This is a genomic window from Listeria sp. MAN/IMW/UF464 (assembly GCF_058683955.1).
The window spans coordinates 269,012-294,800 of the sequence record NZ_JBZWZP010000001.1 but is presented as its reverse complement, the minus strand read 5'-3'; the positions used below and the strand labels follow the sequence as shown (position 1 = coordinate 294,800).

General features: G+C 35.9%; 24 protein-coding genes and 1 riboswitch. Of the genes, 4 read left to right on the top strand and 20 right to left on the bottom strand.

The genetic code is table 11. The annotated features are described in order from the left end of the window. Positions 1-10: 10 nt before the first annotated feature. The 4 genes from AC4PG0_RS01475 to AC4PG0_RS01460 form a co-directional block, all read right to left on the bottom strand. Complete coding sequence (locus tag AC4PG0_RS01475) at positions 11-1,318, bottom strand: LXG domain-containing protein (protein WP_492167695.1); 1,308 nt, start codon at positions 1,316-1,318, stop codon at positions 11-13. Between the two features lie 122 nt (positions 1,319-1,440). Further along, positions 1,441-1,806, bottom strand: a complete 366-nt coding sequence (locus AC4PG0_RS01470) for a hypothetical protein (RefSeq protein ID WP_492167694.1) — start codon at positions 1,804-1,806, stop codon at positions 1,441-1,443. A gap of 14 nt (positions 1,807-1,820) precedes the next feature. Beyond that, a complete protein-coding gene (locus AC4PG0_RS01465; RefSeq protein ID WP_003771797.1) occupies positions 1,821-2,069 on the bottom strand; it encodes a hypothetical protein in 249 nt (82 codons plus the stop codon). 254 nt (positions 2,070-2,323) lie between these two features. Beyond that, positions 2,324-3,493 carry a thiolase family protein gene (locus AC4PG0_RS01460; RefSeq protein WP_492167693.1) on the bottom strand — a complete coding sequence of 390 codons (1,170 nt, stop codon included), beginning with the start codon at positions 3,491-3,493 and terminating at the stop codon, positions 2,324-2,326. A 149-nt stretch (positions 3,494-3,642) separates the two neighbouring features. Here AC4PG0_RS01460 and AC4PG0_RS01455 point away from each other — a divergent pair, with 149 nt between their 5' ends. Then, positions 3,643-4,809, top strand: a complete 1,167-nt coding sequence (locus AC4PG0_RS01455; protein WP_003771802.1) for a hydroxymethylglutaryl-CoA synthase — start codon at positions 3,643-3,645, stop codon at positions 4,807-4,809. Between the two features lie 26 nt (positions 4,810-4,835). Here AC4PG0_RS01455 and AC4PG0_RS01450 read toward each other — a convergent pair whose 3' ends face one another. The 5 genes from AC4PG0_RS01450 to murB all read right to left on the bottom strand — a co-directional run bounded on the left by AC4PG0_RS01450 (position 4,836) and on the right by murB (position 10,060). Then, positions 4,836-5,435 (bottom strand): VanZ family protein, encoded by a 600-nt coding sequence (locus tag AC4PG0_RS01450; RefSeq protein WP_003771804.1) that lies wholly within the window; start codon positions 5,433-5,435, stop codon positions 4,836-4,838. Between the two features lie 69 nt (positions 5,436-5,504). After that, complete coding sequence (locus tag AC4PG0_RS01445) at positions 5,505-6,749, bottom strand: MFS transporter (RefSeq protein ID WP_003762234.1); 1,245 nt, start codon at positions 6,747-6,749, stop codon at positions 5,505-5,507. Between the two features lie 18 nt (positions 6,750-6,767). Then, entirely contained in the window at positions 6,768-8,036 is a 1,269-nt protein-coding gene (locus AC4PG0_RS01440) for an alkaline phosphatase family protein (protein WP_010991542.1), read from the bottom strand. Between the two features lie 62 nt (positions 8,037-8,098). Next, positions 8,099-9,136: an AI-2E family transporter gene (locus tag AC4PG0_RS01435; RefSeq protein ID WP_003766862.1), complete on the bottom strand. Its 1,038-nt coding sequence runs from the start codon at positions 9,134-9,136 to the stop codon at positions 8,099-8,101. A 27-nt stretch (positions 9,137-9,163) separates the two neighbouring features. Further along, positions 9,164-10,060, bottom strand: coding sequence for a UDP-N-acetylmuramate dehydrogenase (gene murB / locus AC4PG0_RS01430; RefSeq protein WP_045553043.1), 897 nt, complete (start codon positions 10,058-10,060; stop codon positions 9,164-9,166). A gap of 218 nt (positions 10,061-10,278) precedes the next feature. Here murB and AC4PG0_RS01425 point away from each other — a divergent pair, with 218 nt between their 5' ends. Both AC4PG0_RS01425 and AC4PG0_RS01420 read left to right on the top strand, forming a co-directional pair. Further along, positions 10,279-11,262 (top strand): ABC transporter ATP-binding protein, encoded by a 984-nt coding sequence (locus AC4PG0_RS01425; RefSeq protein WP_003771813.1) that lies wholly within the window; start codon positions 10,279-10,281, stop codon positions 11,260-11,262. Continuing rightward, positions 11,259-12,773 (top strand): ABC transporter permease/substrate-binding protein, encoded by a 1,515-nt coding sequence (locus AC4PG0_RS01420; RefSeq protein ID WP_003771815.1) that lies wholly within the window; start codon positions 11,259-11,261, stop codon positions 12,771-12,773. Before AC4PG0_RS01425 ends, AC4PG0_RS01420 begins: the two co-directional genes overlap by 4 nt. A gap of 39 nt (positions 12,774-12,812) precedes the next feature. Here AC4PG0_RS01420 and AC4PG0_RS01415 read toward each other — a convergent pair whose 3' ends face one another. From AC4PG0_RS01415 to AC4PG0_RS01380, 8 genes are all read right to left on the bottom strand, one after another. Continuing rightward, complete coding sequence (locus AC4PG0_RS01415; RefSeq protein ID WP_003771816.1) at positions 12,813-13,643, bottom strand: hypothetical protein; 831 nt, start codon at positions 13,641-13,643, stop codon at positions 12,813-12,815. A gap of 137 nt (positions 13,644-13,780) precedes the next feature. Then, positions 13,781-15,127, bottom strand: a complete 1,347-nt coding sequence (locus AC4PG0_RS01410) for an Nramp family divalent metal transporter (RefSeq protein ID WP_492167692.1) — start codon at positions 15,125-15,127, stop codon at positions 13,781-13,783. Positions 15,128-15,239: 112 nt separating this feature from the next. Continuing rightward, a complete protein-coding gene (locus AC4PG0_RS01405) occupies positions 15,240-15,911 on the bottom strand; it encodes an ABC transporter permease (protein ID WP_003762244.1) in 672 nt (223 codons plus the stop codon). A 14-nt stretch (positions 15,912-15,925) separates the two neighbouring features. Further along, positions 15,926-16,852 (bottom strand): osmoprotectant ABC transporter substrate-binding protein, encoded by a 927-nt coding sequence (locus tag AC4PG0_RS01400; protein ID WP_003771820.1) that lies wholly within the window; start codon positions 16,850-16,852, stop codon positions 15,926-15,928. A gap of 1 nt (position 16,853) precedes the next feature. Continuing rightward, the gene (locus tag AC4PG0_RS01395; protein WP_003771823.1) at positions 16,854-17,510 is read right to left on the bottom strand and encodes an ABC transporter permease; all 657 of its coding nucleotides are present in this window, start codon (positions 17,508-17,510) and stop codon (positions 16,854-16,856) included. A 3-nt stretch (positions 17,511-17,513) separates the two neighbouring features. Beyond that, a complete protein-coding gene (locus AC4PG0_RS01390; RefSeq protein ID WP_003762247.1) occupies positions 17,514-18,707 on the bottom strand; it encodes a betaine/proline/choline family ABC transporter ATP-binding protein in 1,194 nt (397 codons plus the stop codon). 293 nt (positions 18,708-19,000) lie between these two features. Then, positions 19,001-19,561, bottom strand: a complete 561-nt coding sequence (gene thiT / locus AC4PG0_RS01385; RefSeq protein ID WP_003730347.1) for an energy-coupled thiamine transporter ThiT — start codon at positions 19,559-19,561, stop codon at positions 19,001-19,003. A gap of 67 nt (positions 19,562-19,628) precedes the next feature. Then, positions 19,629-19,739: riboswitch (TPP riboswitch) on the bottom strand. Between the two features lie 69 nt (positions 19,740-19,808). Continuing rightward, a complete protein-coding gene (locus tag AC4PG0_RS01380; RefSeq protein ID WP_112119862.1) occupies positions 19,809-20,192 on the bottom strand; it encodes an MmcQ/YjbR family DNA-binding protein in 384 nt (127 codons plus the stop codon). A gap of 139 nt (positions 20,193-20,331) precedes the next feature. Here AC4PG0_RS01380 and AC4PG0_RS01375 point away from each other — a divergent pair, with 139 nt between their 5' ends. Further along, entirely contained in the window at positions 20,332-21,933 is a 1,602-nt protein-coding gene (locus AC4PG0_RS01375; RefSeq protein ID WP_003771831.1) for an ABC-F family ATP-binding cassette domain-containing protein, read from the top strand. 38 nt (positions 21,934-21,971) lie between these two features. On the opposite strand, the gene AC4PG0_RS01370 is transcribed toward AC4PG0_RS01375, so the two are convergent. The 3 genes from AC4PG0_RS01370 to AC4PG0_RS01360 form a co-directional block, all read right to left on the bottom strand. Beyond that, complete coding sequence (locus tag AC4PG0_RS01370) at positions 21,972-22,622, bottom strand: hypothetical protein (protein ID WP_492167969.1); 651 nt, start codon at positions 22,620-22,622, stop codon at positions 21,972-21,974. Positions 22,623-22,674: 52 nt separating this feature from the next. Beyond that, the gene (locus AC4PG0_RS01365) at positions 22,675-24,015 is read right to left on the bottom strand and encodes a dihydrolipoyl dehydrogenase family protein (RefSeq protein WP_185484654.1); all 1,341 of its coding nucleotides are present in this window, start codon (positions 24,013-24,015) and stop codon (positions 22,675-22,677) included. Positions 24,016-24,102: 87 nt separating this feature from the next. Further along, positions 24,103-25,770, bottom strand: coding sequence for a ribonuclease J (locus tag AC4PG0_RS01360; RefSeq protein WP_492167691.1), 1,668 nt, complete (start codon positions 25,768-25,770; stop codon positions 24,103-24,105). Positions 25,771-25,789 lie beyond the last annotated feature (19 nt).

Here is a 25,789-nt window from a genome sequence, read left to right as displayed (position 1 = left end):
ATTATACTCCTTACTGTTTAAATTTTTGAGGCCATATTCCAACAACTGTATTTGTTTCAGGGTTAACAAATACAGACGTTCCAGTTTTTTCATTTACATATTTTACGCTTCCAGGTTCTGATGGCACTGGTTTATTACTTAGTGCTTCAATGATATCATCAGGCATAATATCTTTTCTACCAGATTTGAAAAGTGAATTATAAGCATGTTGATTGAACTTTGTTCCATTAGGGAAACCGTTTTTTAAAACTTCATCAAATTGAGTTCTTCTTAATGCTCTTAGATAAGGTTTACCATTAGCACTATATATTACTTTTTGAGTGCCGTTTTTGTTTCTAATTTTCCATAAATCGTGATTAGAAATACTTATTTTCTTTCCTCTGTAGCTACCAGCAGTATAGGTAAATACTAGTCCACTCAGAATAGATATGACGTGCGCACTACTTATATCTACTCCAGTAATAGGATCTTTTTTGTTTTTCAGTGATTCTAGCGCTGCCTTTAATTGTTCCGCATCTTGTTCTGGGGCATTCCCATCATGTGGTAATTCCCCGTTAAGCACGGCGGCATTGTACGCGTTCGTTGCTTCTACGTCTACTATACCATTTTTCATTAACACCCACATTTGGCCACGGTACGTTTTTTGATATTCGTCAAAATTGAATGTTTTTTCGTTGTTTTTTAGCGCTTTTCCTAAGGCGTTTTGCATCCGGGTCACGGTGGTGAAATTCAGTTTGCTCATATCATAGGTGCCGGTTTTACTGTTAAATTGGATATTTGACTGGAGTTCGCGAATGGTTTGCTGAATTCCTCGGACTAAATCGGTTAAATTATCAAAAAAATCGCTATGACTCTGTTCAAAAGCCAAGTATTTTTCTAAGATATTTTCCTGTTTGTAGGCGATGCTTAGCTGGGAGCGATAACTTTGCATTTGCCCTTCTGTTCCGGTATTCATCCGCTGGGTTAGTGCCTCTTTTTTCGCTTCGATGCGATCAATCATTTTCCCGAGTTCGTATAAACCGTCCGCATCAATTTTCGCATCCGCAGAACCATCCACTTGGGCGTGAAAATCGGCTATATACTGCGCTAATCGTTCTTCGCTCTCGTTCATGGCTTCGATTATCGCATCACATAATGGGAAATAGGTCATTTGGTAATAATTTTTCGATGCGTCAATTGCTTTTCCTTTTAAACTGCCGTCTTCGGTATAATTTTTCACGGCAGTTTTGATGTCTTTGATACTCTTTCTTGCTGCTTCATTGGCTGTATGTAGTTGGTACGCAAAGGTTTGTATTTCTCCGATGTCAATTCGGCTCACTGTAACAACTCCTTTTGTAAATCTTGTTGTCTCATATCAATATGTTTGATTTATCACAATGTTATTGTAGCAGTTTATATTAAAAATGTGTACTCTCTCACACTTAAAATTCACTATTTCTTTTAAATTTCTCTCCACGATATTTTCTTACATTTAAAACTTGTCATTTCATCAGTAACATTCCAATGAAAGTTACCGTTTTTATAGCAAAGGTTTGCTTCTTGGATTTCTGACGACGTGTTTAAATCGTTATGAATGCATAAATGAGTAACATATTCTAAACAAAATTCTAGGGTCGTTAATGAATCGGCTTGTCTTTGAATAATTAATTTAACTACTGGATTCGTGCCCATCACCATTGATAAGTCAGTTTCGTTTACATATGTGCTACTTGAGTAAGTTAAACCAGTAATGCAACTATCATGAAAATAATTTAATGAGTCCATTAATTTTACAATATCGGTTTCTTTTTTTATTTTGTCGCACATTCGTAGATCAGTTCCTATTCCTCTGCAATACCCCACTCAATTTCATTACGCGCTTCATCTAAAGTGTTTCCTTCTAATTTAGCATTTTTTAGAAGTTCATCCAAAGAGTTGAAATCTTGACAATGTGTTCCGTCATCTCTAGATAAACTACTTTCACCATTAGCACCATGACTAATCCAATAATCAGCCTCATGGTATGTAAATAGATATTCTTCTCCGCGATATAACCCCTCTTTAAATAACTTATAATCCTGCTCATTCATTTAAATATATATCTCCTTTATTTTATCTTTACCTCTAACGCCTTTAGAATTGAAATTATGTCTATGTGGAACTTTAGGATGTAGCTTAGCATTACCATGATTTGTATAATCTATTTTCATTGTACCATCACTTATTTAAACAAAAAAAGCCTTAATCCACAACTGTGATTAAGGCTAGTTTAATCTTATTTCGCTATTTTTCTTGAAATGTTGTTGATTGATTTTAGCTTTTTATGAAGATTAAATGATACTACTTATACTCTTTCAATGATAATTGCAATACCAATACCGCCGCCAATACATAAGGAAGCTACACCTGTATGTTTATCTTCGTGTTTTAACTCATTTAACAATGAAACAACAATGCGAGTTCCTGAAGCACCGATTGGGTGGCCTAGCGCTATTGCTCCACCATAAATATTAAGTTTCTCTTCAGGTATTTTTAAATCTCTTGCAACTGCAACTGATTGAGATGCAAAAGCTTCATTTAAATGGAATAAATCAATATCAGCTATTGAGTAGCCTGCTTTTTCTAGCGCTTCATTAACTGCATAGTATGGCGCATAACCCATATAAGCTGGATCCACTCCGACTTCTGAAGTTACTTTAATTGTAGCTAAATAAGGGATGTTTTCTGCCACAGCTTTTTCTTTGGACATTAAAATGATTGCAGAAGCCCCGTCATTGATACCAGAAGCATTACCTGCAGTAACAGTTCCACCTTCTTGAAAAACACTCTTAAGCGTAGCAAGTTTTTCTAAAGTAGAATTAGCGCGAATTGTTTCGTCAGCTTCAAAAAATGAACCATCTGGAAGTTGAACAGGAACTATTTCCTCTTCAAAAAGGTTTTTTTCTTGCGCACGAGCAGCTTTCATTTGCGAATTATGGGCAAATTTATCTTGGTCTTCTCTTGAAACGGCATATTTTTCTGCCACATTTTCTGCAGTAATTCCCATGTGGTATTCCCCGTATACATCTGTAAGTCCGTCAATAAGCATGCTATTTTTTAAATCTTTCGGGTTAATTTCTTCACCAGCTAGTTCCGGGTTAAGTAGTAACGGCGCTTGGGACATATTTTCGGTCCCTCCTACTGCTACTATGTCAGCCTCCCCTAGTTGAATTGCTTGTCTACCAAGCATGATAGCTTTTAAACCAGAGCCACAAACTTCATTAATTGTCACACCTGGTACTTTATAAGGAATCCCGGCTTTAATAGCGACTTGTCTTGCTACGTTTTGACCGAGACCTGCTTGTAAAACATTACCAAAAATAACTTGATCCACACGTTCTGGAGCAATGTTAGCTCTTTTTAAAACACCTTTTAAAGCGGTAGCACCAAGGTCTACTGCACTGATGTCTTTCAAACTACCACCAAATTTTCCAATTGGTGTTCTAACGGCATCTATTATAACTACTTCTTTCATAGCAATCTCCTTTAAATGTAATCTACCCGTATTATATCATGAAACTTGCTAAAAACTCACTAGATTAAGCCCAATGTATTGTATTTTCCGCATTTTTCTACTAAAATTGAAGTACTTACAAATAAAATATAAAGGACTTGAGCTTACATATGAAAATTGGAATTGATAAAATAGGTTTTTATACTCCTGCGTTTTATGTTGATATGACTGAACTTGCTGAAGCTAGAAACATTGATCCAAATAAATTTACCATTGGAATTGGCCAAGATAAAATGGCTTTTGCCCCTATCACCCAAGATTCCGTAACAATGGGTGCAAATGCAGCTTTACAAATTTTAGATGAAGAAGATCTAGAAAAAATTGATTTGGTTATTTTAGCAACTGAATCTGGAATTGATGAGTCAAAAGCTGGTGCGGTTTATATTCACCGTTTGCTTGGGATTCAACCTTTCTCTCGTGCTATTGAGATAAAAGAAGCTTGTTACGGTGCTACTGCGGGCATTAATCTAGCGAAAGATTATGTCGCAAAACATCCTGATAGTAAAGTACTTGTGATTGGCTCTGATATTGCGCGTTATGGACTTGAAACTGGTGGAGAAGCAACACAAGGTGCTGGAGCAGTTGCAATGGTTATTTCAGCTAATCCGCGCTGTATTACGCTTTTAGATGATAACGTATTCTATACAGAAGATATTATGGACTTTTGGCGCCCTGTGTATTCTGAATACGCTTGTGTAGAAGGTAAATATTCAACAGAACAATATATTCACTTTTTCCAAACGATTTGGAATAAATATTCAGAGAAATTTGGTAAGAAACTAGATGATTTTGCGGCAATTTGTTTCCATTTACCATATACTAAAATGGGTAAAAAGGCATTAGATACAATTATTGAAACGGCTCCAAGTGATGTACAAGAAAGATTATTAGAAAATTATCGTTTAAGTACACTATACAGCCGCAATGTTGGTAATATTTACACTGGTTCGTTATATTTAAGCTTCATTTCCCTGCTGGACAATCAAGCGAATCTACAGGCAGATGATAAAATTGGCTTCTTTAGTTATGGGTCTGGGGCTGTTGGGGAGTTTTTCCATGGAGAGCTTCAACCAGACTATAAAAAATATATTCGTAAAGAGGCTCATGCTGAATTATTAGCTAACCGTACGAAGCTATCTATTCCGGACTATGAAACTAAATTTAAAGAACAATTACCAAAAGATGGTTCTACGCTTGAAATCGACCCTGCTAGCGATCCAGCACCAATTATTTTAACAGGAATACAAGATCATAAACGTCAATATATAAAAAAATAACGATCAAAAAAACCGACTAAGCTCATTTAGCTAGTCGGTTTTACTTTGAATCGTTTAAATTTTCTTGGGGACAAAAAACGGATAAGAATGTATCCTAGCATAATGCCACAAACATTTAAGAATACATCTCCAGTATCAAAGAACCCCACATGCATTATATACTGCATCCCTTCTACTGCAAAAATCAACATTCCTGCTGAAAGTAATGCAGTAAAAAATCCTAATTTCTTTAATAAAAAACCAATTGGAACAAAAGCGAGTACATTTCCTACAATGATAACACGCAAGTTTCCAGCCAAGAATGTATCAATAAAACCAAAAGTATCACTCGAAAATCCTTGAGTATCGGAAGCTTTTCCGAATAATAAACAAACAAGAATACTGAAATAAATTATATAGCAAAAAACGAGTAATGCTTTATTTATTTTCCAGTTTACTAATTGAACTGCGACAAAATAGAGTAAAATCGCCGTTATGCCAACCGTAATGTAGCCCATATGACTTACTGTCGCCATTACGTGCTTTAAATAAAAATAAAGCCATCCTTGGAACCAGGAAAAATACATAGTTACTGCAGCAATTAAAGAAATGATTGGTAAAACAAGAATTATGAAGTATTTTTTCATCCTGGTGTCCTCCTTTTCAAATCTTACATCTAGCTTAACACTTGAAAATAAGGACTTTCTTAAAAGGATTTAAAGATTTTCTAAGTTTTTCTCTTTTACAAATAAAAATAAAATGCCGCCAACGAGGAAAAGAACAATTAAGCTAGCTACCCCGTACTGTGTTTTTCCAGTGATTTGCGTGATTACGCCCATCAGTGCCGGACCCATAATTGCTGAAAATTTACCGAAAATATTATAAAAACCGTAAAATTCATTAGAACGTTTCTTAGGAATGATTTTCCCGAAAAAGGATCTACTTAACGCTTGAATTCCTCCTTGTGAAGTTCCAACTAACATGGCTAAAATCCAAAAATCAAGCGCTGTTTTCATAAATACAGCATAAATACAAATAATAATATAAACAAAAATTGCAGTAAAGATAAGCGGTTTGGCACTAAAACGTTTAGCTAAATAGCCATATAACAACGTAAAAGGAAAGGCCACGAGTTGCGTCATTAAGAGAATTAAAATCAATGTCGTTTGCGAAATTCCTAAGTCAATTCCATAAGAAGTCGCCATCCGGAAAATCGTATCCACCCCATCTATATAGAAAAAATACGCAATTAAGAAGATGACAATATTTTTATGTTCACTAATGTGACTCACTGTATGAAATAACCTCTTAAAACTTGTTCTGACTGGTTTTTTCACCGCTGGAATATAATGGATTTGATGTACATTTTTCCACATCGGAATCGTAAAAAACAGCCACCATAATGCAGTCATAACAAAACCAATATTTACTAAAGCCACATCACTAATAGGTAAAATTCCTGTCGCTTGAAAAATAATGAAAATAATAAACGGAATACAACTACCCAAATAACCATAAGCATACCCTGCAGAAGACACCTTATCCATTCTGTCATTGGTAGTTACATCAATTAAAAATGCATCATAAAAAATATTTGCCCCTGAAAAACCGATTAACGATAACACATAAAATCCAAGTAACAAAAGCCAGGCATCCGTAGGGATAAAAATAAGTAAGAAAGTAAAAGCAATCCCTATTGCTGTAAAAATGCCGAAAAATCGTTTCTTAAAAAATTGATAATCTGCTATTGTGCCGAGGATTGGTGCGAGTAATGAAATTAACAAAGTTCCAATGGAGTTCGCATAACCCCAGTAAGCAGTTGATGTTGTATCAGCAATTCCTGCATTTGCTGCCACCCCTTTAAAATAAATCGGTAAAATGGCAGTTGTAATCATAATAGAATAGGCAGAATTCGCCCAATCTTGAAAAATCCAGCTTTTTTCCTCTTTTGTATATGCCAAAAGTATTTCCCCTCTTTTCTATTCGAATAGCGCTTCTATTACAGTACCAGCAGTATTTGGAAATTGTAAGCCTAAAATTCGGGCAAAAGTTGGAGCTTCATCAACTAAATGTGCATTTGCAATTTTTTTGCCTTTTTTTATGCCAGGTCCGTTAAAAATAATCGTTGTTTTGTAATCCGGTTTACTTGGAGAATAGCCATGAACTGCTTTGTAATAACCTGGTTTTCCAAGCATCTCCTCAGTCACTTTTTCGTAAAGCGGACCATCTATGTCATCCATAAAGTAGTAACCACTCTTCCCTTCTACCATAAAAGTAGCCTGGCTGTCAGCACCTCGACGTGTTAATTCCTCAGTTGACAAAATTTCTTCTATTTCGTGGATGCTTTGCAGTAAAACCTCGATTTCTTGGTTATGTTTTTCATTTTTCGTATAAATATAACAAGAGCCATCACAGCTTTTGGCATATACTTCCCAGTCTGTAATCTTGCCATCTACTACTGTTAGCCAGCCTTTTTCAGCAAAGAGAACATTTAAGCGGATTGCGTGCGTTACATCTATTTGATAATGATCACCCAAAATAGCGAAAACTGTATTCTCATAAATACCAGCATCTTTCGTGGCCTGAATAATTTCAGCTAAACGGTTGTCATGTCTTTTTAAAGCGGCTTTTGCTTCTGTTGAATGAACTCCGTGGGCATGACGCATACTATCCATATCTACTAAGTGTGTTAAAAGTAAGGTTGGTTTTTTGGCTTTTATTGTATCTACAACACTCGCTGTCAAAAATATATCAAGCTCTGGCTGATTTATGCCTTTTCGTAAATGTCCAAATTTTCGGTCCATATCGATTAAAAATAATGGTGAACTAGCATGAAGCGACACCATCATTTGCGTTAACCAAAAGCGATTTGGGAAAATTTCCGCAATATTATAATCAATACTACTTTTTGCTGCAACTGGCCATAAAAAAGCTGCGGTTGTCATCCCTTTTTCTTTTGCTAAATCATATAAAGTGGGAACTTGAATCGCTTTTTTATACCAAAACCAGTCTGGTGAATCTTTCTCGGGTTGAATTTTTGTGTTATTTATAATGCCGTGAGTTTTCGGATAATGACCAGTAATAATACTCGTATGTGCTGGATATGTAAGTGATGGATAAATCGTTTCTACTTCTTGAATATGTGTCCCCGTTTGGATTAATTCTCGTAAAACTGGTAAATCAGACGTGTCCTTTAAATCAAGTGCTCCTAGCGCATCTAATGAAATCACAAAAAGATGTTGTTTCATTATGCTTTCCCCCTTTAAAAAACAGGGGTTTTCCAGCTAATCTGGAAGAACCCCCGTGTGAATTACGTATGACTGATTGTATCTTTTGGTTGGTTAACTTCTTCTTGATTCGTGACGCCTAGAACATCCAAGAAGAACATTACAACTGGAATACCAACGATTAATCCCCAAATTCCAAAGAAATGCTCCCCGAAAATAAGAATAATGAAAGTATAAAAAACTGGTAAATTTGTTTTTGCTGACATAAGTTTTGGATTAAGTACATAAGATTCAAGTGCATGGATAATGATGACAACTACTAAAATATAGAAAATGTATTCTACGCCACCGATTGAATAACCAATGATAGTCAGCGGGATAAGAGAAATAATAACCCCGGCTACTGGAATTAATCCAAGTAAGAACACCATTATCGATAAAGTCATCAATTGCGGGAAGCCTAAAATCCAGAGCGCTATCGTCGTAAGTACAGCATTAACAAGAGCGATGATAAACTGTGCTTCGATTACTTTCCCAAAAGTAGCCACAAACTTTGAACCAAAGAATTTTACTTCTTCGTATATAAAGCCTATCTTACTAGTGGAAAATTGATTGGTAAACGAAATCAAATGATCTTTTCCTAATGAGAAAAACAAACTTAACATTAGTGCGATAAATACGTTCATCAACACAGTCCCAACATTAGTTAAATACGTTAGAATCATTGAAACGCCTTGTTCTGTGTATTTCATAATATCAAATTGGTTTGCTAGACTAACAATGTAGTTAATAAACTCATTATTACTATCTGTTTTTAAGAAGCTATTACCAAATTTCACTAATTGATTTATTTGATCCGCTAAAACAGGAATATATTTAACGAAAACGAAGACAATAACGCCTGCAATTAAGACATAAAGCAACAATACAATAATTTGTCGATAAATTGAAATTCGTCGTAAAATAAAGTTTTCTAGTCGAGTAATAAGGTAAGAAAAAATGAATGTTAATAAAATAATATTCATTTGGCTTCTAAGTAAGTAAAGTACGAAGGCAATTAGCAGGAATACCCCAACGCGTCGTACGCTTCGATTCTGTAAAAATAAACTAAGCTCTTTCAAAAATAAATAACCTCCTACTTAATATAGCTATTTGTCCTCGCCAATAATTTTAACTTCTGTTTCTAATTCAACATCAAATTTTTCACGCACCGTTTGTTGTACATGAGCAATCAAATTCATATAATCAGTAGCAGTCGCGCCGCCAATATTAACAATAAAACCAGCATGTTTTAGTGAAACTTGTGCGCCGCCAATAATATGACCTTGTAAGCCGCTATCTTGAATTAATTTACCAGCAAAATGGCCTGGTGGACGTTTAAATACACTCCCACAAGATGGATATTCTAAAGGTTGTTTTGCTTCTCTTAGAGCGGTAAGTTCATCCATTTTCGCTTGGATAATGTTCTTGTCTTCTAATTCCAGTGAAAAAGTTGCGTCTAAAACAATATATTTTTTTTCAGCAATCGTACTAAAACGGTAAGCTGCTTTTAGCTCAGAACGCTTTAATTTCTTTAATTCGCCGGACGGTGTCAAAACAGTAGCTGCTTCAAGGACATCGCTAATTTCGCCTCCATAAGCGCCTGCATTCATATGTAACGCACCGCCAATCGAACCTGGAATGCCGCACGCAAATTCCAGTCCGCTTAAACTTTCATCTAATGCAAATTTTGCTGTATCAATTAACTTAGCTCCACTCATTGCGATGATTTGTGTGTTTTTTCTTTCAATGGATTGAAGTAAGTCTAAGTGTACGATTACTCCGCGAATACCACCATCTTTAATAATTAAGTTAGAGCCATTTCCAAGAATTGTAAGTGGTAATTTGTTTTGATGACAATAAGTAACGATTTCCTTCGTTTCTTCTATTGTTTTCGGCATAACGAAAACATCTGCATTTCCACCTGTTTTCGTATACGTATATTTAGATAAGGGTTCATTTAATTTAATAGCTATATGAGGAAATTGTGCTTGCAAGTTGTTCATTATTTATTTCAAACCTTTCATTGATGTAATTTTGAAAAATCACTTCCTTTATTTTATCATGGAACCTCACTTTTACAAAGAATTCCATAGTTTTTTTATCAAAATAGGAATAGATAGTAATAATTTAGGGTAATTGGATGATATGTTCTTGAGAATTAAAATCAGAAATGATATGATATAGAACATACATTCGATTAAATTAAGAAAGGGATGAAAAAATGATTCGTTTTGATAATGTATCCAAAAAGTACAGCGATGATAAGACAGCAGTGAATAATGTTACTTTGGACATAAAAGACGGCGAGTTCTTTGTTTTCATCGGACCTAGTGGTTGCGGGAAAACGACAACGTTAAAAATGATTAATCGCTTGATTCCACTTACAACTGGAACCATTTATATTAATGAAAAGCGTATTAGTGATTATGATATTCATGAACTCCGCTGGGATATTGGCTATGTTTTACAGCAAATAGCACTTTTTCCTCACATGACAATTGAAGAAAATATCGCTATTGTTCCAGAGTTAAAGAAATGGAGTAAAGAAAAAATCCATGATCGAATTACCGAATTGCTTGATAGCGTTGGTTTAGATGCGGAAAGTTATCGCCATCGTAAGCCAGCTGAATTATCTGGCGGAGAGCAGCAGCGTGTTGGTGTTGTTCGCGCACTTGCGGCCGATCCAGGAATTATTTTAATGGATGAGCCTTTTAGCGCGCTTGATCCTATTTCACGCCAACGTTTACAACAAGACATTTCCACACTTCAAAAGAAAATCAAGAAAACAATCGTATTTGTTACCCATGATATGCAAGAGGCTCTAGCACTGGGAGACCGTATTTGTGTCATGCAAGATGGCGAAATTGTCCAAGTCGCTACTCCACAAGAAATTGTAAAAAATCCTGAAAATGATTTTGTTAAAGATTTCTTAGCTTCTGGTCACGCGTTCAATACACCGATTTTAGAATCGAGTTTTACAGTAAATGATTTAATAGAGGCTGATTTGTTTTACGCCTATCAAGCTAGTGACGGGACGATGGGAATTTCCTCGAACGAACCAGTTGAAAATCTAGTTCGCCGCATTGCCGAAGAACAATCGGTTCCAGTTAAGGATGAAACCGGTCAGTTTATCGGTACGATTACTAATAAACATGTGATGCAATTTTTAGCGCGTCATCTTGAAAGTTCGGGTGAGCTTGTATGAATACATTACTAGATACATTTGCTGTCCGTAAAGATGAGCTATTCACAGCCTTAGTACAACACATTCAGATTTCGTTCGTATCCCTTTTTATTGCTGTACTCATTGCTTTGCCTCTAGGTATATACTTAACTAGACATAAACGACTTGCTGAACCAATTATTCAAGTAGCTGCTATTTTTCAAACAATCCCCTCCCTTGCTTTACTTGGGTTATTAATTCCACTTGTCGGTATTGGGATAGTTCCAGCAATTATTGCGCTTGTAATCTACGCCCTGTTGCCTATTTTACGGAATACATATACTGGGATAAAAGAAGTTGACCCAGCTCTTGTCGAAGCTTCACGCGCAATGGGAATGAACAAATGGAAAAGATTATACAAAGTACAACTACCTCTTGCAATGCCTGTAATTATGGCTGGTATACGTACGGCTATGGTATTAATTATCGGTACGGCAACCCTTGCTGCATTAATTGGCGCTGGTGGTCTTGGGGACTTGATTTTACTGGGGATTGATCGCAATGATAATAGTTTAATCCTGCTTGGTGCAATTCCAGCAGCATTACTCGCAATCTTGTTTGATTTCTTACTGCGATTCCTTGAAAAAGCATCCTTTAAAAGTACGATTATTACGATTTCAGCAGGAATTTTACTCACTGCCGCAATCATCGTCGTTCCTTATTTTGCTTCCGATAAAAAAGAAATTACAATTGCCGGTAAATTAGGCGCAGAACCAGAAATTTTGATTAATATGTACAAATTAGTTATTGAAGATGAGACGGATTTAAAAGTTAATGTGAAACCTAATATGGGTAAAACAAGCTTTGTATTTAATGCTTTAAAATCAGGTGATATAGATATTTATCCTGAATTTACAGGTACCGTATTAGAAACTTTCTTAAAAGAAAACGCAAAAACGCATGATCCAGAAAAAGTTTACACACAAGCACGTGATGGTTTAGCAAAAGATTTTGATATGACATACTTAAAACCAATGGAATACAATAACACTTATGCGCTTGCTGTTTCACCTGAATTTGCTAAAGAAAACAAATTAGAGAAAATATCTGATTTAAATCCAGTAGCTGATCAGGTTAAAGCAGGATTTACACTAGAGTTTAAAGATCGTTCGGACGGATATAAAGGCATTCAAGATAAATATGGACTTACCTTCCAGAACTTGAAAACAATGGAACCAAAACTTCGCTACAATGCAATTAAATCTGGTGACATTAACCTTTTAGATGCTTATTCGACTGATAGTGAACTTGCTCAGTACAAGCTAAAAGTGCTAGAAGATGATGAACAACTCTTCCCTCCTTATCAAGGGGCACCTCTTATGCTGACAAAAACATTAGATAAATATCCAGAACTGAAAAAACCATTAAACAAACTTGCAGGGAAAATTACAGACGATGAAATGCGTAAAATGAACTATGAAGTGAATGTAAATGGTAAATCAGCTTATACAGTAGCTAAAGATTATCTACAAGATCAAGGAATTATTAAATAGAAAAAAGCTAGGTGGCGTAAAAACCACTTAGCTTTTTTGTTATTGTCTGATTAAATTTTTCACTTTATTAATATTAGGTTTATAGAAACGACAATGTGTTTCGAACTCTTTATTAAATTCAGCAGCACGTTGGGTTAAGGACTGCTCATGATCAAGCATTAAGCCTTCTTCAAGAAGAGGTCTAAGCGAAATAATTTGATCAAATACAAGTCCAGCATTCGTATCACTTAGAACAGATACGATTTTTCCTAATGCTTTTTGTTTTTCAGTTGGTAATTCTTTTTGATGGAGATGGAACCATTTTGCTAATTGTTTCCGATTCTTTCGTGTTGCTTCTAAATAGATACTTTGCGCATATGCAGCTTTGGTAAACGCAATGGAAAGATTTTCAGCTGATTCCCAGTCTTCTTCTAAAATTTCACCTTGCATTTTAATTTTTTGATTGAGCAAAGTAATATCTTCTTGATAAACGTCTAATTTGCGTTGTTGTTGTTTATAAACTTCCATCGCTAAATTAAGTTCATCAATCGTTGGCTGCATTTGTTCACCAAAAATAGTATTATCATTTAGAATTAATTGTGTTTGTTCTATCTTTTCAGCAATAATGCTATCGCGTTCTTTAATTACATGAGCACGTTTACCCAAGTATTCAAAATAGAAATTATACTTTTGAATGCGATTAACTACTGCTTCTGCTTCTTTCATTGTTGCTGGTTCGTCTTTTGAGTTTAGTACAGTGACTCCAGCTACTTTGTTTAATTTTGTATAAATAATGATTGTGAAAACTTCGCCGTCCAGTTTGATTGTGTACGGTAGTTTATGTTGCTGTTCTAAAAGCCTTTTATGTTGTTTTAATAGTTTATCCGTCATCGTTAATCAACACCTTTACTACGCCATTAGTATTATATAATTCAATTATATAGCATAAAGATGAAAATTTCGAGGGAAAGAAATGAGAAAATTATTTTTAATTGTTTACATAATATAATTATCGTAACCTTCTCTTTTTATAATGAAGTTAAAGTGTAAAATAATAAGTAGATATTTAAGACTGCGATAAAAATTGCAACAGACCAAGACACTATTTTTAACCATGGTGAGTTAACGAATTCGCCCATCTTCTGTTTATCACTTGTGAACATAACTAAGGGAATAACAGCGAAAGATAGTTGCATGGAGAGTATTACTTGGCTAAAAATAAGCAACTCATTTATTCCATTTGCTCCATAAAGTGCTGTAATAATAACTGCTGGAACAATTGCTAGTACACGGGTTAATAAGCGGCGTACTACTGGTTTTAGACGGATATTTAAGAAACCTTCCATAACGATTTGACCAGCTAATGTGCCTGTTAATGTCGAATTTTGACCTGAAGCAAGTAAAGCTACCGCAAACACCGTACTGGCGATGCTACTTCCAAGTGTTGGGTTAAGTAATTTATAGGCATCTTCAATTCCAGCTACGTTATGTTGTCCAGTAGTATAAAAGGCAGCAGCAGCTAAAATTAAAATAGATGCATTAATTAATAACGCAATAGTTAATGAGAATGTTGAATCTATAAAAGAAAAACGAATCGCTTCTTTCTTCCCTTCTTTTGTTCGCGCGTATTGTCTTGTTTGCACGATCGATGAGTGTAAATATAAATTATGCGGCATAACTGTTGCACCAAGAATCCCGAGTGCGATATAAAGCATTGCTGGATTCGTAACGATTTCTGATTGCGGGATAAAACCTTTCGCAATTGCTTGCATATCTGGGTGTGACATGACCATTTCAGCTCCAAAACATACAAGAATCGTCACCATTAAAGTAATAACAATAACTTCTATATAGCGGAAACCTTTATGTTGTAAAAATAATACAAGAAAAATATCTAATGCTGTTATACAAACGCCCCAAATCAAAGGAATGCCAAAGAGTAAATTAAGTGCAATCGCACTACCGATAACTTCAGCAATATCAGTTGCAATAATGGCTAATTCAGCTAAAATCCATAGGACAAAGCCAAACGGTTTGGAAAAATGATCGCTTGATGCTTGAGCTAAATCGCGCCCAGTCACGATACCTAATTTTGATGCAAGTGATTGTAGCAAAACGGCTAAAATATTAGAAATTAAAATAACAGATAATAAGGTGTAACCAAACTCCGAACCCCCGGCAATGGATGTCGCCCAGTTTCCAGGATCAACATAGCCAACTGCAATAAGAGCACCTGGTCCCATAAATGCAAATAATTTCCGGAAGAACTTTGCGTTTTTTGGAATTGCTACTGAATTATTTACTTCGCTTAAGCTGGGAGCATTCTGTGCTTTTCTCCAGCTTTGTTTTGTGCGTTCTGTTTTTTCCTTTTTCATGCTCCCTGACCTTCTTTCGTTTATGATAAAAAGTTTACTACGGGAAACATTCTTTGTCAAACGAAAAACACAACCTTTTTATGAAGCTGGTAGGTTGTGTTTTCGATTGTTTTTATAAGACTTCGGTTAATGTTTTTCTTTTGTTTTTAACTGGATTTAAAGTACGTTCGACCCATCCAAGAAGTACATCGGCTAATATTGCCATGACTGCTGTTGGAATGGCTCCAGCTAAAATAATCGCGGTTCCGTTAGTTGCGTTGGTTCCGCGGACTATAATATCACCGAGGCCGCCTGCTCCAACGAATGTCCCGATAGCTGCAACACCAATTGCAATAACTAGCGCATTTCGAATACCTGCCATAATGACCGATAAAGCAAGTGGCATTTCGATTAGACGAAGCACTTGCCATTTCGTCATGCCCATCGCTTTACCCGATTCAAGAAGTGCCCCATCAACGTTTCTAATGCCCGTATAGGTATTTTTTAGAATTGGGAGTAAAGAATATAGGAACAAGGATAAAACGACTGTATTCGTTCCTAAACCCATAATTAGCATAAGTACAGCTAACATTGCGAGCGCTGGGATAGTTTGAATGATATTGGCAATTTGGATAACCCATCCAGCTAAGCGTTTCTTCCTAGCAATATATACTCCAAGTGGTATCGCTATGATTGCGGCGAAGATAACTCCGTACGCACTCATTAAGAAATGCCGCCAGAACTCTTCCATGACATAACTTCCATTTGTTTGGTAATAATCAATTAATTGTTTTAATGTGTCCATCTTTTGGCACCTCCTTAGTTTTTACCTTCAAAGTAATTATTTTTTTGCAAGAATTCTTGCGCTACGATGGATGGTTCTTTTAATTTACCATCTGCTTCATAATTAAGCTTTTGCATTTCTTCTGTTGAAATTTTACCTTTTAACTTATTGATAGTAGTTTTTAATTCTGGATGTTTCTTTAAAATTTCATCTGTTGCTAGAGCTGAAGCATCGTATGGTGGGAAGAATTTTTTATCATCTTTTAGTAATTTCAAGTTATATGTTGGGATACGGCCGTCTGTTGAATAACCAAGTGCCACATCCATTTGATTGTTTTTAAGTGCGGTATAAATTAAGCCGATTTGCATTGGGAAAATTTTCTTGAACTCGATGTCATAAGCTTTTGAAAATGCTTTATAACCATCTCCTTCACGTTCCATCCAAGAATTATCGACCCCAGCAGTAAGCTCATTTTCTACTTTACGCATGTCGCTAACTGTAGTTAAGTTGTATTTTTTAGCAGTATCTTGGCGTACCATAAACACATACGTATTAGCAAAGCCATAAGAATCAAACCATGTTTGGTGGAAACGCTCTTCAAATCCTTTTTTTACTGCTGCTAAAGCTTTTTCAGGATCTTTAATAGCATCTTCTCCAAGAGGCCCAACTAAGTCTGTTCCGGTATATCTTGTCGCTGTAATATCCACATCACCATTTAACATGGCTTGGTGCTGAACGATAGTTGATCCGAGGTTATTTACAATTTCTACTTTTAGGCCAGTGTCATGTTCGATTAATTCTTTTAAAATATTGGAAACGATTTGTGATTCTGTCGTGGCCATTGCTCCAATGCGTATTGTATCTTTAGAACTGCCTCCAAGTCCTGGTAAAGAGCAGCTAGATAAGAAAAGAGAACTAGTTAGTAGTAATACACTGAATAGCGCGATAAATTTTTTCTTCATGTTATTCTCCCCCTTCCTGAGCTTCACGGATGGCTTTTGGAGTTAAACGATACTCTAATTTTCCAAGCGCGAATTCTACTACAAGGGCTAAAATAGTTACTGGGATTGCTCCGCCAAGAATTAAATCTGGACGATATAAGTTTAAGCCATTAAAAATAAAGTCTCCAAGTCCACCAGCTCCAATATAGGAAGCAAGTGTTGCCCAAGCGATAACGTATACAGCTGATAAACGAATACCAGCCATAATTACTGATATAGAGTTAGGGATTTCGACATTAATGATTAATTGCCAATTCGTCATGCCCATACCACGACCAGATTCGATTAAATTTTTATCGACTCCTCGAACTCCAATAAAAGTATTACGCAGGATTGGTAAAAGTGCGTAAATAAACAGTGCAATAATCGCTGGTAATGTACCGACCCCAAGAAACGGGATAATAAATGCTAAAATAGCGAGTGAAGGAACCGTTTGAAGAACACTAACCACGCCAATAACAAAATTTGCTACTTTTGGTGAACGCGTCAGTAAAATTCCAACAGGAACGGCAACTGCAATCCCTAAAATTACAGCAGATAAGGAGATGAAAAGATGTTGCCATGTTTGAACAAGCAAGTTATGGCCGTTTTCTTGAAAAAAAGTAACAATTGCGTCCATAGCTTATCCCTCCTGCTTCATTTCTGGTTCTGTCGTTTCGGAATCCGCTTGTTCCTCCTGATTTTCTGCCACATCATCTATCGTTCCCCAAATGGAATCATAAACAATATCTACTAAACTGGCACGAGTTACAATCCCAACAAGGCGTTTGTCCTTGTCAACTACAGGAATATATTTATAACCACGTTTTAGAATCCGTTGTACAGTATCACGGAGTAAGGTATCTTCATACACGTAAAATACATTTTTCTCGATAATATCCATAACAGAAGTTGCTGTGCGACGATTTAAATCGATTTGTTCTACATCTATAAATCCTTTTAACACATTACCTTCATCCACTACAAGTAACGTATCTACTCGTTTTTCTTTCATGACTGTAATGGCAGCTTGTAGAGATTTATCTGCTGTAATAGACACTGGATTCGTGTTCATAATTTGTGCTACTTGTGTAACATCAGGTTTTGCCTCAATTAGACGGTCTTTACCAATGAAATCTTCTACAAATGAATTTGCCGGGTTACGTAGAATTTCATCTGGTGTATCAAACTGAACGATTTCGCCAGCTTTCATAATAACGATACGGTCTGCGAGTTTAATCGCTTCATCCATATCGTGGGTAACGAAAATAATTGTTTTTCCAAGTTCTTTTTGTAAATTCTTGAATTCTTCTTGTAGAGAATCCCGAGTAATTGGATCCAGTGCTCCGAATGGTTCATCCATTAGAATTAAATTTTGTTCTGCTGCAAGCGCTCGCAAAACACCGATACGTTGTTGTTGTCCACCACTTAATTCATAAGGATAGCGGTCTAAAAACTCTTCTGGCAAATCAACTAATTTAATTAATTCTTTCGCCCGTTCTTGTTTTTTCTCTTCGGACCATTTAAGTAATTTTGGTACAAGGACGATATTCTCTCTAATCGTCATATGTGGCATCAAGCCAATTTGCTGAATAACATAACCAATAGAACGTCTTAGTTTGACGGGATCTTCCGCCATGATGTCTTTATCATTAATAAATATTTTTCCTTCTGTAGGTTCAATAAGCCGGTTAATCATCTTCATTGTCGTCGTTTTCCCACAACCACTTGGACCGATAAAACAAACAAATTCTCCTTTATCGATGTTAAGTGTTAGATCATTAACAGCTTTTTTGCCCCCTTTATAAGTCTTCGTTACGTGTTCGAATTTTAACACGCTTATACACCTCCATTTTTTCTTTACCACTACCAAAAAAATTGGCAATCGGTAAATCTTTTCCCTAACTAGTAATGATTTAAACTTTTTAAATACAAAAAAACAGCTTAAAGACAGTGTGGCATTCAAACGGAAGTTACTAAACAAGATGATTTCGTACTTGTGGCACGTAAAGAACATCGCTGCTAAACTTATAATCGTAAAAATGAGCATTGTGTTAAGCTGTAATACAGTATTTATTCTATTATAACATACTAAAAAGCCCTATTAGCATTTACTAACAGGGCTTTCCTTTATTTAGGTAAGAATAATTTAGGCGTTGTTTTGAGTAGTATCGAAATAACTATTCCACAAACGACGACGGTTCCGAGGCAGCTAGCTCCGTTCATCACTGCTGAAAATAGTTGTGCTCCCCAACCTTGAAAAGCATAAGCGCCCCAAAATAAAACGCCAGCTACATAATGCCAGAAATATCTAGCCACACCACCAATAATCATGGTTCCCCACGCCCACTCGATGGCTTTTTTTAATTGGTTAGCAGCTAAATTACTTCGAACTTGTTTACTAAATACGCCGCTGAAAGCAATAAAACTGAAGGCTAGGATATATTCAATAATTGCCTGAGATGGCATTAAAATATAAGCTTTCCCTGTTAAAAAATGTAGTAACCCCCATAAAAGCCCAGCAAATCCAGCCGCCCAAAAACCGCGACGAATTGCAATAACGTACATTGGAATCATTCCTAGTGAAATCGAAAAACTGGAACCAATGTCTAGCGGGATAAAGCTTAGTACCATCGCAACTGCAGCAAAGATAGCACATTCAAGTAAAATAATTAATCGTTTGTTTTGCATAAAAAATAAACTCCCCTCTTCTTTTTGGTCAAAAACGTACCCCAGAAGAAAGCAGTTTCTATTGTTAGAAATGCAATCGCCACAATCCCTACGCTCGTATTAACGAACAGGTTCAAAGGGTCAGAATCCAAAAACACGCGGATTCAATCTCAGCTAAGAAGCCCCCCCTGTGGTAACGTCTATGAAATTATCGTACAACAATCATTATAGCATGAGATGTTTTTTTGTAAAGAATTATTTGTTTTCTTTAATCATTTGCAGAAAATCTTACAGTGTTTTTAGCTTTTTTTGGTAGTTTATCAAAAATCAGCTGATAACTATTTTTAATTAAAGCAAATTCTGTTTCCGCTTCGACATCATATTCTTCATTAATCACAAGTGTAATCCAATGTTTTTTATTTAAGTGATAGCCGGGTTTTATACTCATATATTCATCGCGCAATAAATCAATTCTCTCAGGCTGGCATTTAACACTGACATATAAATCCCCGTGATACATATGGATGAGCGCAAATATTTTCGCGCCAATTGTTAAAGCATGTGTTTTAGAATCAAATGGAAATGTTTCCTTTGCACCTTGCAAACTAAGGCAAAGCGCGACTTTTTCTTGTAAAGTTTGCTGATAATCCATTTAGCTTCCCTCCTTATTTTTCAATTATAACATTTATTTATGCGTGTAAGCTTTCTTTGCTGAACTAACCATGTTAAAATAGAAGTAATTGTGCTTTTTCTGATTTCAAGAAGAAGTAACTTAGTATTGGAGGAAGAAAATGTTAACTGTAAATAATGTTGGCTTACGCTACGGCGATAAAAAGCTATTTGAAGATGTTTCAATTAAATTTTTACCAGGTAACTGTTATGGTCTTATTGGAGCAAACGGTGCTGGTAAATCAACGTTCCTAAAAGTGCTTTCTGGCGAGCTTGATTCTCAAAGTGGTAATGTGCATATTGGTTCAGGTGAGCGTCTCGCTGTCCTTCGCCAAGATCATTTCCAGTATGATGATGAACTTGTTCTTAACACTGTAATAATGGGACATGAACGTCTATACAAAATTATGGACGAAAAAAATGCCATTTACATGAAAGAAGATTTCAGTGATGAAGATGGTATTCGCGCTGCTGAACTTGAAGGCGAATTTGCTGAATTAGATGGTTGGGAAGCAGAATCTGACGCCGCTGTTTTATTAAATGGCTTAGGTATCCCTACTGACTTACACGGCAAACTAATGAAAGATTTAACTGGTGGAGAAAAAGTGAAAGTGCTTCTTGCGCAAGCTTTATTCGGTAAACCAGATATCTTACTTCTGGATGAGCCTACCAACCACCTTGACATCCGTGCGATTCACTGGTTGGAAGAATTTTTAATCAACTTTGATAATACTGTTATCGTAGTATCCCATGACCGTCACTTCTTAAATAAAGTATGTACGCACATTGCGGATCTTGATTTCAGCAAAATTAAATTATATGTCGGAAACTATGATTTCTGGTATGAATCAAGCCAATTAGCACAAACAATGATGGGCGATCGTAATAAGAAAAAAGAAGAAAAAATGAAAGAATTACAAGACTTTATTGCTCGTTTCAGTGCGAATGCATCGAAATCCAAACAAGCAACAAGTCGTAAAAAAATGCTCGAAAAAATCACGCTGGAAGATATTCAACCTTCTAGTCGTCGTTACCCTTTCATTCAGTTCAAACCGGACCGTGAAGTTGGGAACGACCTTCTAACAGTAACAAACTTGTCTAAAACAATTGATGGTGTGAAGATTCTTGATAATCTTTCCTTCTCGATTAACCGTAATGACAAAGTTGCTTTAGTTGGCGATGATGAAGTTGCTAAAACCGTTCTTTTCCAAATCCTTGCTGGTGAAATGGAACCTGATGAAGGTAGCTATAAATGGGGCATCACAACAAGCCAAAGCTATTTCCCGAAAGATAACTCAGAGTTCTTTGAGGAAAACGACATGAGTCTTGTGGAATGGTTACGTCAGTTCTCTCCTGAAGATGATAGTGAAGCATTCTTACGCGGCTTCCTTGGCCGTATGCTATTCAGTGGTGATGAAGTACTGAAAAAAGTACGCGTTTTATCTGGTGGAGAAAAAGTTCGTTGTATGTTATCCAAAATGATGCTTTCAGGTTCAAATGTTCTTTTACTTGATGAACCTACTAACCACTTGGACTTAGAATCAATCACTGCGTTAAATAATGGTCTTGAAGCGTTCAAAGGCGCTATGATCTTTGCATCGCATGACCATCAATTGCTACAAACAATCGCTACTCGTATTATTAATTTATCAAAAGATCAATTTTATAATAAAGAAATTTCTTATGATGAATATTTAAAAGAAGTTATGAATGTAGCTGAATAAATAAAAAAACAATATCCCATTTCCGGGATATTGTTTTTTTATTTAAGTTCGATTTTACCTGTTTCTGTTGTAATTGGTGTTGAAGAATCTTTTAAATAGCTTAGGAAACTATAAGAAATCCAAGTAATATCAGAAACTTTATCTAATTTTTCTACTGGAAAAACGATTGTTCCTTTTACTGTTTTACCAGGTTCGATTTCTGTGGTTTCAAAATCAGATAGAACAGCGTCTCCTCCATTTATATCCATTTTATTAGCTTCAAGTTGACCTTGATTCGGATAGGTTTCGAGAGTTTTAGCTGCATTGTTTGTTAGTTCTAATTGTATTGTGATACTGCCAGGAACTGACTTGCCTTCTACTGTTGAATAGGTTTCTTTCTTTTCGACCGTGACAGAGGTGATTTTTTTCTTAATATTATCTGCGGAATCTTCATAGTTTATTTGATAGGTTTTTGTTTCTTCTGCAGTAGCTTGGCTTGTACCTTTAGAAGAATAATTGAATACATCATTTTGAACTTGTTGGTAATGTGAAAAACTAACAATGATGCCAATAATAGAACCAACCAATAATAACATTCCAGCGCTTGTTAAAATTGCACCGATTTTTCGCTTGGCTGGGAAAAATAACACAACAATACCGCTGATAAAAATTAAGAATGCACATATTCCGGCAATAATCCAAATTTCCATCTAATTTGCTCCTTTTATGCGAATTTCTCCCTCACTATAACATATTTAAGCTCTAGTTCAAAGCAGTTAAATCACTTGCAGGTGATGGATATGCAAATATGACAGACTGTAAATCAGCCAAAGTTAAGTTAGCTTTCATTAGGATAGCGATATAATTTACCATATAATCCGCCTCTTCACTTAGGAAGTGAGCACCTTTAATTTGACCAGTTTCGCGGTCTTCTATGATTTTTGCGAGGGCGATTTTTTCGTTCGTTCTTCTGTACGTATACCAGTTCGTTGTATCATGGTTTTTAATTTGATATTTTTCTGGATTGGCGTTTGCTTCTTCCATGCTTATGCCAATGCTTGCAAGTTTTGGACTAGTAAAAACAACGCTTGGTATGGCAGGATAATCGATTTTTTCATTGCCGCCTAAAATATTTTTTGCTACTAATGCTGCTTCCATACTGACAACTGGTGTTAACGGAGCGCCTTTTGTAGCGGCTACATCACCACATGCATAAATATGTGCGTGGTTAGGTGTTTGTAGTTTCTCGTTTACTGTAATGCCTTTTTTGGTATAGTCTATGTTTGCTTTATCTAGAGCTAAATGAGCAATATTGGGCGTTCTTCCAGTTGCTCCGATAATTAAGTCCGTTTCAAGTGAAAAGCCATTTTTACCTTCGATATGAAGTTTTTCACCATTTTTATTAATTTTAGTAATATCAGTATCAAAATGGAAATGAATGCCTTCTTCTTTTAGTGTAGCAACTAAGGCAGCTACAAAATCGGGATCGAATTTCTTTAATGGTTCGCTATTATGATGAATTATATGCACATCTCTCCCTGCAGCTAGCGCAATTGATGCAAATTCAAAAGAAATATAACCACCACCGATAAAAACAACTGAATCCGGAAGTTTTTCAAGTGATAAGAAATCATCACTCGTTTGAATATGTTCTTGACCTTCTACTTTAAGTGTATTTGGTGTTGCGCCGGTTGCAATCACTATTTTTTTAGCACTTAGTATGTCGTTACCAACTTGCAAAGTATTTTCGTTTTGAAAACTTGCTGGTCCAAAAAACGTTTCAATCCCAGCTTCTTGAAAACTTTCCAAGCGACTTTCAGGCACATCTTCTACAAATGTTTCTTTGAATGCCATTAAATCTGTCCAGCTGATTGTTGCCGCTTCTTTAATACCTTTGCCACGTAATCTTGTGGAAAGATTTCTTGCTTCTGCTGCCCCGACTAACACTTTTTTGGGGTCACAGCCTCTAAGGACACATGTGCCGCCCCAACTACGCTCTTCCACAATCGCTACTTTTAGACCGGCTGCCTGCGCTTCAAAAGCCACGGTTGTTCCACTAGCACCACTTCCGATTATAACTACATCATATGTAAATTCTGTCAATTGAATCACTCCTTCCTAGCTTGTTTTCCCCTCTATTTTACTTTTAAACGAAAAAAACTGCTGCACATCGAGGTGCAGCAGTTCATACTAGACTTCCATAATGATTGGTAAGATCATTGGACGTCGTTTTGTTTGCTCAAATAGGTAGCGATTTAATTGATCGCGAATATCTTGTTTTAATTTAGCCCATTCAAAGCCAGTTTCTTGGAGGTTTTTTTCGACGATTTTTGTTACGACTTTGGATGATTCTTCAATTAAATGCTCAGATTCACGCACATAGATAAAGCCACGTGAAATGATTTCTGGTCCGGAAGTAATTGTTTTAGTTTTACGATTAAGCGTAACAACTACGATGAAAATACCATCTTCAGAAAGTAACTTACGGTCTCTCAGTACGATGTTTCCAACGTCTCCTACACCTAACCCATCAATTAGTGTATTTCCAGAATAGACACGGTTTCCAGCAGTCATTTTATCATTTTTATATTCTAAAATTTCACCTTTACCGACAATAAATACTTCTGATTTCGCTATGCCAACTTCATGAGCTAATTTCGCATGACTAATTAACATCCGGTATTCACCGTGAACAGGAACGAAATATCTAGGTTTTAACAAGTTAAGCATTAATTTCAAATCTTCTTGGCTTGCATGGCCAGAGATAAAAAGATTATTGCTCATCGTTAATACTTTTGCTCCAGCTTTATAGAGCATATCCATCGTTTTCGCCATCATCGTTTCAAGTGATGGTGATGGAGTTGTTGTAATATAAACCGTATCTCCTGGTTTAATATTAAATTGAGGGTGGTTACCTTTAGTCATTAGTTGTAATGATTGAATTGGTTCACCTAAGTTTCCTGTTTCAATAATAGTGATTTCTTCATCATTATATTTTTTAAGTTCTTTTAGAGGAATAATCAAGTCTTCCTCAATAACGATTTTACCTAAGCTACCTGCTATTTCAAATACACGCTCTAATTCTTTACCAACAATAGCGACTTTACGTTTAGTAGCAACGGATGCGTCAAGTACTTGCTGCAAACGAATCAAATTAGAAGCCACACAAGCAACAATAATTCTACCATCTGCCATTCTAAAAGCATGTCTAATTTCTTCTTCAATTAAACTGTCGCTTGATGTGGTGCCAGGATGCTCTGCTTCTGAACTATCTGAAAGTAAAGCAAGTACTCCTTTTTCACCAAATTCGGCAATATGACTTAAATCAGAAGCATATCCATCTTTGGCTGATTGATCAAATTTAAAGTCACCAGTATAAATGATGGAACCTTCACTTGTTTCAAGTACAATCCCGACAGAATCAGGAATTGTATGTGTCGTACGGAAGAATGACACATCAATTTTAGAAAAAGATAAGGTTGTTTCTGCATCAACAACATGGAAATTTTTAAAGCGTAGTTTGCGGTGCTCTTTAAGCGCTGACTTTGCAAGTGCAATTGTTAGCTCAGTACCGTAAACAGGTGCTTTAATTTTTTGAAGTAAGTATGGCAGTGCACCAATCGCATCTTCATGACCATGAGTTAAGAAAATGGCTTTCACTCTGTCTTTGTTTTCTTCTAAATATTTGAAATCAGGGATAACAATATCGATTCCCAGTAATTCGTTTTCTGGGAACATTAAGCCCGCATCTAATATAAAGATATCTTCGTCTATTTCTACTACATATAAATTTTTGCCACTTTCATCGACACCGCCGAGTGGAATGATTTTTATGTTTTTCGCTTTTTTTATTGTCAAAGCGTAGACCTCCTTTGAA